At 75.5% G+C, this 14,077-nt stretch carries 12 protein-coding genes; 9 read left to right on the top strand and 3 right to left on the bottom strand.

Annotation, left to right across the window (positions count from 1 at the left end; all coding sequences use genetic code 11):
- Positions 1-58 precede the first annotated feature (58 nt).
- Positions 59-661, top strand: a complete 603-nt coding sequence (locus IFT45_RS13365) for a nitroreductase family protein (protein ID WP_192128731.1) — start codon at positions 59-61, stop codon at positions 659-661.
- Positions 662-767: 106 nt separating this feature from the next.
- On the opposite strand, the gene IFT45_RS13360 is transcribed toward IFT45_RS13365, so the two are convergent.
- Together IFT45_RS13360 and IFT45_RS13355 are read right to left on the bottom strand one after the other, a co-directional pair.
- Entirely contained in the window at positions 768-2,012 is a 1,245-nt protein-coding gene (locus IFT45_RS13360; RefSeq protein WP_192128730.1) for a HAMP domain-containing sensor histidine kinase, read from the bottom strand.
- On the bottom strand, positions 2,009-2,662 hold the full coding sequence (locus IFT45_RS13355; protein WP_056056153.1) for a response regulator transcription factor: 654 nt from the start codon (positions 2,660-2,662) through the stop codon (positions 2,009-2,011). The genes IFT45_RS13360 and IFT45_RS13355 overlap by 4 nt, the downstream gene beginning before the upstream one ends.
- 182 nt (positions 2,663-2,844) lie before the next feature.
- Between IFT45_RS13355 and IFT45_RS13350 the strand changes: the two genes are divergently transcribed.
- The 7 genes from IFT45_RS13350 to IFT45_RS13320 all read left to right on the top strand — a co-directional run bounded on the left by IFT45_RS13350 (position 2,845) and on the right by IFT45_RS13320 (position 9,970).
- A complete protein-coding gene (locus tag IFT45_RS13350; protein WP_192128728.1) occupies positions 2,845-3,486 on the top strand; it encodes a hypothetical protein in 642 nt (213 codons plus the stop codon).
- A complete protein-coding gene (locus IFT45_RS13345) occupies positions 3,483-4,697 on the top strand; it encodes a peptidoglycan-binding protein (RefSeq protein WP_192128726.1) in 1,215 nt (404 codons plus the stop codon). Before IFT45_RS13350 ends, IFT45_RS13345 begins: the two co-directional genes overlap by 4 nt.
- A gap of 11 nt (positions 4,698-4,708) precedes the next feature.
- The gene (locus IFT45_RS13340; protein WP_200931990.1) at positions 4,709-5,401 is read left to right on the top strand and encodes an ABC transporter ATP-binding protein; all 693 of its coding nucleotides are present in this window, start codon (positions 4,709-4,711) and stop codon (positions 5,399-5,401) included.
- Complete coding sequence (locus IFT45_RS13335) at positions 5,398-6,699, top strand: FtsX-like permease family protein (protein ID WP_192128724.1); 1,302 nt, start codon at positions 5,398-5,400, stop codon at positions 6,697-6,699. The genes IFT45_RS13340 and IFT45_RS13335 overlap by 4 nt, the downstream gene beginning before the upstream one ends.
- 106 nt (positions 6,700-6,805) lie before the next feature.
- Positions 6,806-7,249, top strand: coding sequence for a DUF3060 domain-containing protein (locus IFT45_RS17645; RefSeq protein ID WP_192128722.1), 444 nt, complete (start codon positions 6,806-6,808; stop codon positions 7,247-7,249).
- Positions 7,250-7,357: 108 nt separating this feature from the next.
- Complete coding sequence (locus IFT45_RS13325) at positions 7,358-9,262, top strand: hypothetical protein (RefSeq protein WP_192128720.1); 1,905 nt, start codon at positions 7,358-7,360, stop codon at positions 9,260-9,262.
- Positions 9,263-9,343: 81 nt separating this feature from the next.
- Positions 9,344-9,970, top strand: a complete 627-nt coding sequence (locus IFT45_RS13320; protein WP_192128718.1) for a phosphoribosylanthranilate isomerase — start codon at positions 9,344-9,346, stop codon at positions 9,968-9,970.
- A gap of 123 nt (positions 9,971-10,093) precedes the next feature.
- On the opposite strand, the gene IFT45_RS13315 is transcribed toward IFT45_RS13320, so the two are convergent.
- On the bottom strand, positions 10,094-12,283 hold the full coding sequence (locus tag IFT45_RS13315; protein WP_192128716.1) for an ATP-dependent Clp protease ATP-binding subunit: 2,190 nt from the start codon (positions 12,281-12,283) through the stop codon (positions 10,094-10,096).
- Between the two features lie 217 nt (positions 12,284-12,500).
- Between IFT45_RS13315 and IFT45_RS13310 the strand changes: the two genes are divergently transcribed.
- On the top strand, positions 12,501-14,045 hold the full coding sequence (locus IFT45_RS13310) for a hypothetical protein (RefSeq protein WP_192128714.1): 1,545 nt from the start codon (positions 12,501-12,503) through the stop codon (positions 14,043-14,045).
- The last annotated feature ends 32 nt before the right edge of the window (positions 14,046-14,077 follow it).

Genomic DNA, 14,077 nt, shown 5'->3' with positions numbered 1-14,077 from the left:
GCGCGTGGCCCGACGACGCGCCTCCTCCCCCCAGTCCCTCCTCGAGAAAGCCGGCGCCATGTCGATCACCGAGTCCGCCCTGCCCACCACCGCCCGCTCCGCCGACACGAGCGTGCCGATCGTCGCCGAGCTCGACGCCCGCTGGAGCCCCCGCTCGTTCGACCCCGAGGCGACCGTCACCGACGCGCAGCTCGACGCCCTGCTCGAGGCCGCCCGCTGGGCGCCGTCGGCGAACAACTTCCAGCCCCGCCGCTTCATCGTCGCCCGCCGCGGCAGCCACCACTTCGACACGATCGTGCACGCGCTCGTCGGCTTCAACGCCGCCTGGGCCGTCAACGCGTCGGCCCTCGTCGTCGGCATCGCCGAGACCTCGACCGTCGAGGGCGACCTGCGCTCGTACGCCGAGTACGACCTGGGCGCGGCCGTCGCGCACCTCGTCGTGCAGGCGCAGGCCGAGGGCCTGCACACCCACCAGATGGCGGGCGTCGAGTGGGACCAGATCGTCGCCGCGTTCGACCTGGCCGAGAACCTCAAGCCGATGACGATCACCGCCGTCGGCGTCGTCGACACGGCCGACAAGCTGGCCGAGGCCCTCGCCGAGCGCGAGACCGCGCCCCGCACGCGCCTGCCGCTCGGCGAGCTGGTCATCGCCCGCAGCTAGCCGCCCGGTCGAGGTCGCGATCGAGTGGTCGCGATCGAGCGGTCACGATCTGCTCCCCCGTCCCGGTGGGAGCAGCAGGTCGTGACCGCTCGGCGCCGTGGGCGGGTCAGCCCACCGTGACCCGCAGGCCGCCCTCCGCCCGGGGCTCGACGGCCAGCGGCCAGCCGTGCGCCGCCGCGACCGACGCCACGATCGCCAGCCCGAGGCCGCTGTGCCGCTCGTCGCCCTTGCCCGCGCCCTGGCCGCCGCCGCCGACCCCGCCGCCGCCGACCCGGGCGGGCCCCGCACCGCGCACGAAGGCGCGCGTGAGCGTCGCCGCCTCCGCCTCGCCCACCACCGGCCCCGTGTTCTCGACGACCAGCACGGCCCCCGCCCCGCCGTGCACGCGCACCCAGCCGCCGGGCTCGTTGTACTCGACCGCGTTCGCGACCAGGTTGCGCACGAGCTGCCCGACCAGCACCTCGTCGCCCCGCACCCGTCCGAACGTGCCGCGGGCCACGATCACCTCCACCGAGGAGGCGCGGGCCCGGTCGAGCAGGCCGGTCACCACCTCGTCGACCACGTCGCCCACCGCGACCTCGCGCCCGGCGTCGGCGAGCCCGCGATCGGCCGTCGCGAGCGCGAGCAGGCTCTCGAGCAGCGCCTCGCTGCGGCGGTTCGCGTCGAGCAGCTGCCGCTTCGTCCGCTCGAGCTCCGCGGGCGACGGGTCGTCGAGCCCGATCTGGATGGCTGCCCGCTGCACGGCGAGGGGCGTGCGCAGCTCGTGCGAGGCGTCGGCGACGAAGCGCCGCTGGGCCTCGAACGACGCCTCGAGGCGGTCGAGCAGGCCGTCGATGGTGTCGGCGACCCGGGCGACCTCGTCGCGCGGGCCGGCGAGCGCCACCCGCTCGTGGAGCGTGCTCGCCGTGATGCGCCGGGTCGTCTCGACGACCGCGTCGAGCGGCCGGAGCAGGCGGCGGCTGACGAACCAGCCGACGACCCCGGCCACCACGGCGGCGAGCAGCACGCCGAGCGCCGCCGCCGACCACTGCTGCGCGACCACGACGTCGCCGACGGCCGTGGCCACCGGCACGCCGTCCGCCCCCTCGACCACCCGGGTCGAGGCGCACCGGCCGTCGTCGCAGGCGGCTCCGTCGGGCGCGAGGGGCGTCGCGGGCGACGCCGCGGACTCCGCCACCGCGACGAGGCCGACCGTGATGCCGGCCGTGGTCGTCGCCGACACCAGCACCACGACGAGGGCGGCGAGCAGCGCCGACACCACGCCGAACGTGACGGCGGTGCGCAGGCCGATGCCCCAGTGACGGGGAGCGAGGGCGGCGAGCCGACCCGCGACTCCTGACCGGCCCGTCACAGGACGTAGCCCCGGCCGGGCAGCGTGCGGACGGGGTCGGGGTCGCCGAGCTTCTTCCGCAGCTTGCTCATCGTGACGCGGACGGCGTTGGTGAAGGGGTCGACGTGGGCGTCCCATGCCTTCTCGAGCAGCTCTTCTGCGCTGACGACGCGGCCGTCGGCGCGGAGCAGCACCTCGAGCACCATGAGCTCCTTCGTCGAGAGGCCGAGGTCGAGGCCGCCCCGGGTGGCGTGGTGCCGCGACGTGTCGAGCACGATGTCGCCCGACCGGAGCACGGGCGGCGCAGCCGGGGCGGATCGGCGGCCGAGCGCGCGGACCCGGGCGACGAGCTCGGGGTACTCGAAGGGCTTCGCGAGGTAGTCGTCGGCGCCGAGCTCGAGCCCGCGCACGCGGTCGTCGAGGCCGCCGGACGCGGTGAGCATGAGGATGCGCGTGGGGCTGCCGCGCTCGGCGACGCCCCGCGCGACGGCGTCGCCGTGCATGCCGGGCAGGTCGCGGTCGAGCACGACGACGTCGTAGTCGTTGACGGCGAGCAGCTCGTCGGCGTCGTCGCCCCGGTAGGCCACGTCGACCGCCATCATCTGGCGGGCGAGGCCCGCTGCCACGAGGTCGGCCAGGGCCACCTCGTCGTCGACGACCAGCACGCGCACGGCATCGCCCTCTCTCTCGGTCGAACCGCCCTGCCCGCGGGTCGGGCAGATCATGACGACATGTCACATGCATCGTACACACCGTGGTGTTTCGTGGACGTAACTCCGCGCGGCACGCTCCGGAGACGGCCCGGCAGGTGGAGTGGTCACCGTTCGTTCACCCCCGACGAGAGGACCTCGCCATGACCATCTCCCCCACCACCTCGACCACGACGACGGCCGCCCGCCGGGCGACGGCGACCGCGACGGCGACCCCGACGAGCCGGCGCGACGGGGGCGTCCGCCGGCGCCGCGCCTCCTCGGCGGCCCTCCTCGGAGCGGCCCTGCTGCTGGTCGCTCCCGTGCTCGCGGCGTGCAGCACGGCGGCCGACGACCCGACGGCCGGCGCCTCGTCCGGGGCGACGGGCAGCACGAGCAGCGCCAGCGCCAGCGCCAGCGCCCAGCTCGGGTCGTGCCTCCGCGACGCGGGCTTCGACGTCGACGACCCCGACCTCAGCCGCGGCATGGTGATCGCCCCGCCGGCGGGGGTCGACATCGACGCCTACGTGACCGCCTTCACCGACTGCCGCGCCGAGCTGCCCGCCGACCAGGGCGGCCAGCCCGCCCCCTCGGCCGACGACCTCGCCGCGCTGCAGGAGGCCAACCTCGAGGTGGCCCGCTGCGTGCGGGAGAAGGGCTTCACCGACTTCGCCGACCCGGTCGACGGGGTCTTCCCGTCGGGAGCCTCGATGAGCACCGACACCACGGCCCTCGGCGCCCAGGACGAGGCCTTCCTCGCCTGCGACGCCGAGCACGGCCCCAACAGCGCCGGGGCCGGCCGATGACCGGGGGGAGTCGCGGGGCCGGGCACCCGGGGCGCGCCGGCCGACGCCGGGTCGGCGGCCCGGGCGAGGGCACGCGACGCCCTCCCCTCGCCGCGACGGCCCTCGTGGCCGGGGCGGTCGCCGGGGCCCTCCTGCTCAGCGGGTGCGGCCTCACCGGCTCGGCCGACGGAGCCGGCGACGCGGCGGGCAGCAGCGCCTCCCCGGCCGCCGGGCTGCCCACCGCGCCCGTCGTGCGCGGCGACCTCGTCGACTCCCGCACGATCGCCGGAACGCTGGGGCACGGCTCGCCGACGCCCCTCGTGGCGCCGGGCGAGGGGACGATCACGCAGCTGCCCTCCTACGGCGAGGTGATCGGGCTCGACGGCGTGCTCTGGGCGGTCGACGAGTCGCCCGTGCGGTCGATGCACGGCACCGTGCCGCTCTGGCGCACGCTCGAGCAGGGCACGGAGGGCGCCGACGTGGCCCAGCTCAACGACGCACTGCTCGCGCTCGGCTACGACGTGGCCGACGACGACGTGTTCGGGCGGCGCACGGCCCGGGCCGTCCGCGCCTGGCAGGAGGACCGCGACCGCGAGGTCACCGGCGCCCTCGGCCCGGCGGACATCGCGTTCGTGCCGGGCGACGTCCGGGTCGCCGAGGTCGCGGGCCGCGTCGGCGACCCGGCCGGCGAGGTCGTCTGGAGCTGGACCTCGACGACCCTCGTCGTCACGGCCGAGGTCTCGCCGGTCGACGAGGGCCGCTTCGCCGTCGGCGCACCCGTCGAGGTGGGGCTGCCGGGCGGCGCGCGCGTGCCCGGCACCGTGCGCTCGGTGGAGGGGCCGGGCGGAGGCGCGGGCTCGGGCACCGGGGCCGGCGGCGGCTCCGGGGCCGGCGGCTCGGGTGCCGGCTCCGGGTCGGGCGCGGGCGCGGGCTCCGGCACCGGCGCCGACCGCGTGACCGTCGTCGTCGGGCTCGACGCCGAGCTGCCCGAGGGGGCCGCGACCGCCGGCTCGGTCGACCTCGTGGTCGAGGGCGAACGGCGGGTCGACGTCCTCTCGGTGCCCGTGACCGCGCTGCTGGCGGCGGGAGACGGCGGCTACGTCGTCGAGGTGCGGTCGGCCGACGGCTCGGTCGATCGCGTGGCCGTGACCGTGGGCGCCTTCGCCCAGGGGCGCGTCGAGGTCTCGGGCGAGGGGCTCGCCGAGGGCGACGAGGTCGTGGTGCCCTCGTGAGCGGGGCGACCGTGAGCGCGTCGACCGAGAGCGGGGCGCCCGTGCTCGAGCTGCGCGCCGTGACGCGCACCTACGGCGACACGACCGCGCTCGGCGGGGTCGACCTCGTCGTGCGGCGCGGCGAGCTCGTCGCCGTGGTCGGCCCGAGCGGCTCGGGCAAGTCGACGATGCTCAACGTGATGGGCACGCTCGACCGGCCGAGCTCCGGCTCGGTGCGGATCGCCGGCCACGAGGTGTCCGAGATGACCGACGACGCCGTGTCGCGCCTCCGGGCCGAGCACGTGGGCTTCGTCTTCCAGCACTTCCACCTCGCGGCCGGGGCCACGGCGACGGAGAACGTCGCGGACGGCCTGCTCTACGGGGGCGTGCCGCGACGGCAGCGTCGCGAGCGCGCCCGGGAGGCCCTGGCCCGCGTCGGGCTCGGGCACCGCCTCGACCACCGGCCGCACGAGCTCTCGGGCGGCGAGAAGCAGCGCGTGGCGATCGCCCGCGCGGTCGTCGGCGACCCGACGCTGCTGCTGGCCGACGAGCCGACCGGCGCGCTCGACTCCGTCTCCGGCGCCGCGGTCGTCACGCTGCTCCGCGAGCTCAACGCGGCGGGGACGACCGTGGTCGTCATCACCCACGACCGCGAGCTGGCGGCGGCGCTGCCGCGCCGGGTCGCGATGCGCGACGGCCTCGTCGACGCCGAGGTCGCCTCGTGAGGGGGGCGGCGGCCCCGGGAGCGGGGCCGGAGCGCGACTCCCGCACGACCCCTGGTCCGCGACCGGGCCGCAGCGCGCGCCCGGCCCGGGCCCCTCGCCCGGCCCGCGCCCGGCCCGGGCACGTCTCGGCCCGCGACCTGCTGGGCCTCGGCGTCTTCGGGCTGCGCACCCGGCCCACGCGGGTCGTGCTGTCGGCCCTCGGCATCGCGATCGGCATCGCCGCGATGATCGCCGTCGTCGGCATCTCGTCGTCGAGCCAGGCGGCCCTCGACCGGGTGCTCGACGGCCTCGGCACGAACCTGCTCGTGGCCGCTCCGGGCACGGACGCCCGCGGCGAGACGGCGCCGCTGCCCGAGACGGCCCTCTCGGCGCTCGACCGACGGGGCGACGTCGAGGGCGTCGCCGGCGTCGGGCGCGTCGACGACCAGAAGGTGTACCGGACCGACCGGGTGCCGGCCGCCGCCTCCGGCGGGATCTCGCTCGACGTCGCCCTGGGCGACCTCCGCGGGGTGCTGCACGCCGACCTCGCGTCGGGCCGGTGGTTCGGCGACGCGGCGAGCGAGCTGCCGCAGGTCGTGCTCGGCGCCACCGCCGCCGCGACCCTCGGGGTGACCGACGTCGCGCCCGAGACCCGGGTCTGGATCGGCGGCCGCTGGGTCGCCGTCGTCGGCGTGCTCGACCCGATGCCGCTCGCGCCCCAGCTCGACGCGTCGGCCTTCGTGCCGAGCGGCTCGGCCGCGGCGGAGTTCGGCTTCGACGGGCACCCGACGCAGGTGTTCGCCCGGGCCGACCCGGCCCGCGTCGGTGCCGTCCGCGACCTGCTCGCCGCGTCGATCTCGCCCGAGGACCCGGCGTCCGTCGACGTGGGCCGCCCCTCGGACGCCCTCGCGGCGCAGCAGGCGACGGAGGAGTCGTTCACCGGCCTGCTGCTCGGCATCGGCGGCGTCGCGCTGCTCGTCGGCGGCATCGGGGTCGCGAACACGATGGTCATCACCGTGCTCGAGCGGCGCGCCGAGATCGGCGTGCGCCGCGCCCTGGGGGCTCGGCGGCGGCACGTGCGCGACCAGTTCCTGGTCGAGTCGCTGCTGCTGTCGGGCCTGGGAGGCGCGGTCGGGGTCGCCCTCGGGGTCGCCGTCACGGCCGGGTTCGGCCTCGTGCAGGGCTGGCCGGTCGTCGTGCCGGCCTGGGCCGTGGTCGGCGGGCTCCTCGCGACCGTCGTCATCGGGGGCGTCAGCGGCTGGTGGCCCGCGTCGCGCGCGGCGCGCATCCCGCCGACGTCGGCGCTCGCCGCCGCGTGACCGGGGGCCCGTCAGGGGAATGTCACATATGACGTGTACCCTCGCGGGGCGGGTCGCCCCGGCGGCGACCCGCCCCGCCCAGAACGACCACAGACCGGAGGCCCCCATGCCCGTCAAGACCCTTCCCGCCGCCCTCGCCACCGCCGCCGCCGTCCTGCTGGCCGTCACGGCGTGCACCACGACGACCGTGTCGACCGACGACCCCAGCGGCGCGGCCACGACCCCCGAGTCGTCGCCCACCGCCGAGGGCCAGCCCGACAACGAGTGCGTCGACGGCATCGCCTACATGCAGTTCACCGACGAGACCACCGAGCTGAGCCTGCCCGACGGCTGCGGCACGGTGTTCGTGCTCGGCGACGGCGGCACCGCCGACCTCGGCCCCGTCGGCGACCTCGGGGTGATGGGCAACGGCTCGACGATCCGCGTCGAGAGCGTCGGGCGCCTCGACCTGACCGGGAACGACAACACGATCGAGCACGGCGGCGACGCGCCGGAGATCCTCGGCGAGGAGGCGGAGAACGGCACGGGCAACTCGGTCGTCGCCCGGTAGCGGCACCTCGCGCGTTCTGCTCACAGGCGTTGTCAGAACGGTCCGTATCAATGTTACATTTCGTGTCGTCGCTCCTGATCGGGGGCGCGAGACGAGAGGCACCACGGCATGATCACGACCTTCCGACGCGCCGCCACGGCGACGCTCGCGGCCCTCACGCTGGCGGCCGGCGCGCTCGCCGTCCCGGCCGCCGCCCCGGCGTCCGCGGCCGAGCCCGCGGCGGCCGACCCGACCCTGTCCATCACGATCGCGGAGCTGACGCGCATCGACCTCGGGCGGCCGCGCGTCCCCGTGCAGCAGCCGACGCCGGTCGAGGTCGGCGTCCGCTTCGGGCACGCGGGCGGCGGCGACGCGGCCGGCGCCCTGACCTTCACCGCGCCGGCGGGCACGACCTTCGCGCCCGGCCAGGCCCGGCTGCCCGCCCAGCAGCGCCTCGAGGGCCGGGCGGGCTGGGAGCCCGTGCCCACCGGGTGGGATCTCGTCGAGGGGGCGCGCTCGGCCGACGGCCGGAGCTACGCGTACCGCTTCCCGGGCGACGCGGGCGCGATCCCCGTCGGGCTCGCGCTCAAGTGGTCGCCGGTGCTCGTGGCCGAGGGCTCGGCGCTGGGCGACCACGAGATCGGCTTCTCGTTCCGCAGCACGGGCGTGAGCTACGCGTACGCGCTCGACGCCGCCGCCCCGATCACCGTCGTCGACGACGGGCCCGACTTCGGCACGATCACCCCCGTCACCGTGGCGAGCACCGACCTCGTCCAGGGCCGGAGCACCGACGTGTCGTTCGTCGTCGCCAACTCCGAGCCGCGCACCGGCTACGAGGTGAGCGTGCGCCTCACGGCCCCCGCGGGCACCACCTTCCCCGTCGACGCGACGGTCGAGACGACCTGGCGGCCGGGCAGCTCGGGCGACTGGCGGCCGGCCCCGCAGATGAGCCTGCAGGCCGTGGCGATCAGCGACGCGGGCCGCACGCTCGTCGGCACCCGCGCCTCCGGCCCGCACGGGGGCGGCGAGCAGTACCGCTACACCGTGCCGGTGGCGACGCCGGCCGACGCGGCCGACGGCGCCGACCTCGCGCTCGGCTACCGCTACCGGGGCACCTCGGGCCAGGGGGCGTTCCAGGCGACGGGCACGGCACCGGTGCGCATCGTCGACGACGCCTCCTCGGCGCCGATCACGCTCACCACGCCCGACGCCGCCGGCATCGCGGCCGGCTACGAGCTCGGCCGCCCCTTCACCTTCCGCGGCACCGGGCGACCCGGCGCCCCGGTGACCATCGAGAACAGCAAGGGCCTGCGCCTGGGCACTGCCGAGGTCGGACCGGGCGGCTCCTGGGAGTGGACGCGGACCCTGATGGGCAGCTACGTCTGGAGCATGGTCTTCTACCAGGACCTCGGCGAGCCCCGGCAGTCGGAGTGGCGGCTGACGAGCTTCGGTCCGGCGGCGCCGGCCCCCGCGCCCGTCGTGCCCGTCGTCGTGACGCAGCCCGCCGACCCCCGGGTCGGGTACGTCGTCGGAGCGCCCTACACGTTCACGGGCACGAGCCGTCCACGGGCGACGGTCGAGGTGCGGAACTTCCGGGGGCTGCGACTCGGCAGCCTGCAGGCGACGGCGGGCGGCACCTGGAGCTGGACCCGCACGAACATGGGCACGACAGTCTGGGCGCTCCGGTTCGTCGCCGACGCGGGGCTGCCCGCCGAGCAGTCGGCCGAGGTGCGCGACTTCGGGCCGCAGACGGACACCGTCACCGTGACGAACCCCACGCAGGCCGAGCTCCTGCAGGGGTACGTGCCGGCGCAGCCGTACACGTTCCGCGGCACGGCGACGCCGCTGTCGACGATCACGGTGCGCAACCGGAACGGCCTCCGGCTCGGCGAGGCGGAGGTCACCTCGGCCGGCACCTGGTCGTGGACGAGGACGAACATGGGCTACACCGTCTGGTACCTGACGTTCATCCGCGACGAGGGTCGCCCCGGGTCGGAGTCGGCGACCGTGGACGCGTTCGCTCCGCGCGCCTGACCGGGCGAGCGGCAGGGCGGCCGCGGGACCAGCTGACAGGTGACCACGGAGACTCCGCCGAGCGGAGGGCAGACTGGGGGCATGCGCACCTGGGTCAAGATCTGCGGTCTCTCCACCCCCGAGACGGTCGACGCCGCCGTCGAGGCGGGGGCCGACGCGGTCGGCTTCGTGCTGGCCGAGGGCAGCCCCCGCACCGTCGACGCCGCGACCGTCCGCGAGCTGGCGGCCCGGGTGCCGGAGCACGTCGAGGCGGTCGGCGTGTTCCGGGGCCAGGGCGTCGAGCGGGTGATCGAGCTGGCCCGCGCCTCCGGCCTGACCACGGTGCAGCTGCACGGTGACGAGTCGCCCGCCGACGTCGCGGCCGCGCACGCTGCGAGGCTCCGGGTGGTGCGCGCGGTCGACGTCGCGACCTACGCGGCCGAGCCCGAGGAGGCGCGGGTCGCCTTCCGAGAAGACCTGCTGCTGATCGACGCGGTCACCCCCGGTGCCGGCGCCGTCTTCGACGGCCAGCCGCTGCTCGACGCCCCGCCCCACCGCGAGTGGCTGCTCGCCGGAGGGCTCGACCCCGAGAACGTCGCTGCCCGCGTCGCGGAGCTGCGACCCGCCGGGGTCGACGTCAGCTCGGGGGTGGAGTCGTCGCGCGGGGTGAAGAGCGTCGCGCTGATCCGCGAGTTCGTGGCGGCGGCACGCGCCGGCGACACCGCGTAGCGGGCCCCCCGCGCACGCCGCGAGCGGCCCCGCGCGCGGCTCGACGGGCGAGTTCGACGCGGCCGGGCGGTCACGCCCGCCCGAGAAGGTCGCACTCGCCCGCCCACCGGCGGCGGCTGCCCGCTAGGGCAGGTCGTCGAGCGACTCGGCGGTCGGCTCGCCGACCTCCGAGCGCGACACGCTGAGCGACTCGGCGCCCGGCTCGACGTCGACGAGCACCGTGTCGCCGTCGACGATCCGTCCGCCGATCAGGGCCATCGCGAGCTGGTCGTCGATCTGCCGCTGCATCAGGCGGCGGAGCGGCCGGGCGCCGTAGATCGGGTCGAAGCCGCGCTCGGCGAGCCACGCCCGCGCGTCGGGCGTGACGGCGAGCTGCAGCCGACGGTCGGTCAGGCGTCGACCGAGGCGGTCGACGTACAGCGACACGATCTGGCCGAGGTCGTCGGCCGTCAGCGTCGAGAACACGACGATGTCGTCGAGCCGGTTGACGAACTCGGGCTTGAACGCCTGGCGGACGAGCCCCTGCACGAGCTCCTCCTTCTCGGGGTCGCTGAGGCGGGGGTCGGTGATCACCTGCGAGCCGAGGTTCGACGTGAGCACGAGGATCGTGTTGCGGAAGTCCACGGTGCGGCCCTGGCCGTCGGTGAGGCGCCCGTCGTCGAGCACCTGCAGCAGCACGTCGAACACCTCGGGGTGGGCCTTCTCGACCTCGTCCATGAGCACGACGCTGTACGGCCGACGTCGCACCGCCTCCGTCAGCTGGCCGCCCGCCTCGTACCCGACGTAGCCGGGAGGGGCGCCGACGAGCCGCGAGACGCTGTGCTTCTCGCCGTACTCGCTCATGTCGATGCGCACGAGGGCCTTCTCGTCGTCGAAGAGGAAGTCGGCGAGCGCCTTAGCGAGCTCGGTCTTGCCGACGCCGGTCGGGCCGAGGAAGAGGAAGGAGCCGGTCGGCCGGTCGGGGTCGCTGATGCCGGCACGCGTGCGGCGCACCGCCTCGGAGACGGCCTGGACAGCCGCGCGCTGGCCGATGATGCGGCGACCGAGCTCGCTCTCGAGGTGCAGCAGCTTCTCAGTCTCGCCGCTGAGGAGGCGCCCCACCGGGATGCCGGTCCACGCTGCGACGACCTCGGCGATGTCGGCGTCGGTGACGCTGTCGTTGACGAGCCGCTCGCCCGACTCCTCGAACGACTCGGCCTCGGCGAGGCGCTTCTCGATGTCGGGGATGGTCTCGTAGTTGATCTTGGACGCGTCGGCGTAGCGCCCCTCGCGCATGGCTCGGTCGAGGTCGATGCGGGCCTCGTTGAGGTCGCTGCGGAGCGTGCCGACGCCCTGCAGCGCGGCCTTCTCGGCCTGCCAGCGGGCGTTCAGCGCGTCGTAGCGGGCCTTCTGCTCGGTGATCTGCTCGCGCAGGGCGGCGAGGCGGGCGCGCGAGGCATCGTCCTTCTCCTTCGCGAGCGCGAGCTCCTCGACCTGGAGGCGCACGAGGCCGCGGTAGAGCTGGTCGAGCTCGACGGGTGACGAGTCGATCTCCATCTTGAGGCGCGAGCCAGCCTCGTCGACCAGGTCGATCGCCTTGTCGGGCAGTTGACGGGAGGGGATGTAGCGAGCCGAGAGGGAGGCGGCCGCCACGAGGGCACCGTCGGTGATCGTGACGCCGTGGTGCGCCTCGTAGCGCTCCTTGAGGCCGCGGAGGATGGCGACGGTGTCTTCGACGCTGGGCTCGCCGACGTAGACCTGCTGGAAGCGGCGCTCGAGCGCGGCGTCCTTCTCGATGTACTGGCGGTACTCGTCGAGGGTCGTCGCCCCGATCATGCGCAGCTCGCCACGGGCGAGCATCGGCTTGAGCATGTTGGCCGCCGCGACGCTGCCGTCGCCGCCGCCCGCTCCCATCAGGGTGTGCAGCTCGTCGATGAAGGTGATCACCTGGCCGTCGCTCTCGGCGATCTCCTTCAGCACGGCCTTGAGCCGCTCCTCGAACTCGCCGCGGTACTTCGCGCCGGCGACGAGGGCGGCGAGGTCGAGGCTGACCAGCCGCTTGTCCTTCAGGCTGTCGGAGACGTCGCCCGCGACGATGCGCTGGGCGAGCCCCTCGACGACGGCGGTCTTGCCGACGCCGGGCTCGCCGATCAAGACGGGGTTGTTCTTGGTGCGCCGCGTCAGCACCTGGCTGACGCGACGGATCTCGCTGTCGCGACCGATGACCGGGTCCAGCTTGCCGCTCCGGGCGATCGCGGTCAGGTCGACGCCGTACTGGTCGAGCGCCGACTTCTGCTTCTCGTCGGAAGCCGGAGCGCCCTGCATGTTCGCCATGGGTGGTGCCTCTCTCAGAACGTCTCGGTCGGGCGCGCTGCCCGAACTTGAGTTGAACCGACTCAAGTCTACGCACGGACGGTGGGTGCGCAAGCTCCCTGCACAAGCTCGAGGGCACCAGGCGATTCTCGACATGTCACATCTCTCATTGACTCGGGTCGGCATCTGCGCCAGGGTCGTCTCGTCCCCCACAGCCCCACCTCGAGGAACGACGTCGATGACCAGACTCCCCCGCCCCCTCCGCTCCGCCGCCCTCGGCGGAGCCCTCGCCCTCGGCCTCGTCGCGGCCCCGCTGACGTCCGCCGGCGCGACGCCGACTCCCGACCCGTCGGTGACGCCGACCGCGACGCCGACGCCGTCGGCCGCCGCACCGACGACGGCCCCGTCGACCTCCCCCGCCTCTCCCTCCGGAGCCACGGCGGCCGACCCCGCTCCGATGGTCCTCCCCCACGCGACGATCGCTGAGGGCGGGCTGTCGCCGGTGCTGCTCGACCCCGTGCGGCTCGACGCGGGCACGACCGCTGTCGTCCCGATCGCCCTCAGCGTCGACGCGGCGCGACCCTCCCTCGTGGGCACGGTGACCCTCGAGGCCCCGGCCGGCTCGACCTTCGTGGCCGCCGACACGGCGGCGGGGTGGTGGCGGCCGGGCGGCGACGAGACGTGGCGGCGCGACGCGAGCCTCGACCTGCGGGGCGGGAGCGTCGGCGACGGCGCGACCCGCGCCTCCTTCACGCTCGACACGAGCGGATTCGCGGCAGGCCACGCCGACGGCGACGAGCTGCGCTTCGACCTGGCGGTGGCGACCCCGCTCGACGCGGAGCCCGACGACTCGGAGCTGACCTGGACGGCCGTCGGGTCTGGAGGTGCCGGAGGCGCGTTCGAGGTGCAGGGAGCGACCTACACCGTGACGGAGCCCGCACCCTCGGCCGCTCCCGTGCTGACCGTTCCGGCCCACGTCGCCGACGGCTACACGGCCGACGCGCCGTACACGTTCCGGGGCACCGGCCGGCCGCTGGCCCCCCTGACCGTCCTCAACACGAAGGGACTGCCGCTGGGCAGCACGTCGGTGCTGCCCGACGGCACCTGGTCGTGGACGCGGCCGAACATGGGCACGTACGAGTGGAGCCTCGTCTTCGTGCAGGACGCGGGCACGCCGCGGGAGCGCGAGACGCGGCTGCTCGGCTTCGTGCCGGCGCAGGGCCCGCAGATCGCGGTGACGACGCCCGACGCGGCGCAGCTGGCGCGGGGCTACGTGCCCGACGCCCCGTTCACCTTCCGCGGCACGGGTCGCCCCGGGGCGCTCGTCGGCGTGACGAACCTCAGCGGCTTCCGCCTGGGGGAGGCGCGGGTCGGCCCCGAGGGCACCTGGTCGTGGACGCGCGCCGACATGGGGTCGTACCTCTGGTCGATGGCGTTCGTGCAGGACGAGGGCACCTACCGCCCGTCGTCGACGATGGTGCGCGGCTTCGCCCCCGCCGTCGACGCTCCGCGGCTGACGACGCCGTCGGCGTCGCAGATCGTCGCGGGCTACCCCGTGTACACGGCGTACACGTTCGCCGGCACGGGCAAGCCCGGCGCCCTGATCGACGTGCTCAACACGAAGGGCCTGCAGCTCGGCCGTGCGGTGGTCGCCCCCGACGGAACCTGGTCGTGGCGGATCGGCACCCTGCAGGCGTTCACCTGGTCGATCGACTTCGTGCAGGAACGCGGTACGGACGGTGAGCTCGTCGCGCCGCTGCGGGGGTTCGCGCCGCGCGGGTGAGGCCCTCCGGCGACGCCGAGCCTTCACCCTGG

Origin of the sequence: Frigoribacterium sp. CFBP 13707 (assembly GCF_014842245.1) — a bacterium.
Taxonomy (GTDB): Bacteria; Actinomycetota; Actinomycetes; order Actinomycetales; family Microbacteriaceae; genus Frigoribacterium; species Frigoribacterium endophyticum.
This window is presented reverse-complemented; position numbering and strand designations above follow the sequence as displayed.

What these genes read in the sequence shown, in the direction of transcription:
- IFT45_RS13315 (WP_192128716.1), bottom strand. Translation starts at nt 12,283, where the DNA reads ATGGCGAACATGCAGGGCGCTCCGGCTTCCGACGAGAAGCAGAAGTCG.
- IFT45_RS13310 (WP_192128714.1), top strand. Translation starts at nt 12,501, where the DNA reads ATGACCAGACTCCCCCGCCCCCTCCGCTCCGCCGCCCTCGGCGGAGCC.
- IFT45_RS13365 (WP_192128731.1), top strand. Translation starts at nt 59, where the DNA reads ATGTCGATCACCGAGTCCGCCCTGCCCACCACCGCCCGCTCCGCCGAC.
- IFT45_RS13325 (WP_192128720.1), top strand. Translation starts at nt 7,358, where the DNA reads ATGATCACGACCTTCCGACGCGCCGCCACGGCGACGCTCGCGGCCCTC.
- IFT45_RS13350 (WP_192128728.1), top strand. Translation starts at nt 2,845, where the DNA reads ATGACCATCTCCCCCACCACCTCGACCACGACGACGGCCGCCCGCCGG.
- IFT45_RS17645 (WP_192128722.1), top strand. Translation starts at nt 6,806, where the DNA reads ATGCCCGTCAAGACCCTTCCCGCCGCCCTCGCCACCGCCGCCGCCGTC.
- IFT45_RS13320 (WP_192128718.1), top strand. Translation starts at nt 9,344, where the DNA reads ATGCGCACCTGGGTCAAGATCTGCGGTCTCTCCACCCCCGAGACGGTC.
- IFT45_RS13345 (WP_192128726.1), top strand. Translation starts at nt 3,483, where the DNA reads ATGACCGGGGGGAGTCGCGGGGCCGGGCACCCGGGGCGCGCCGGCCGA.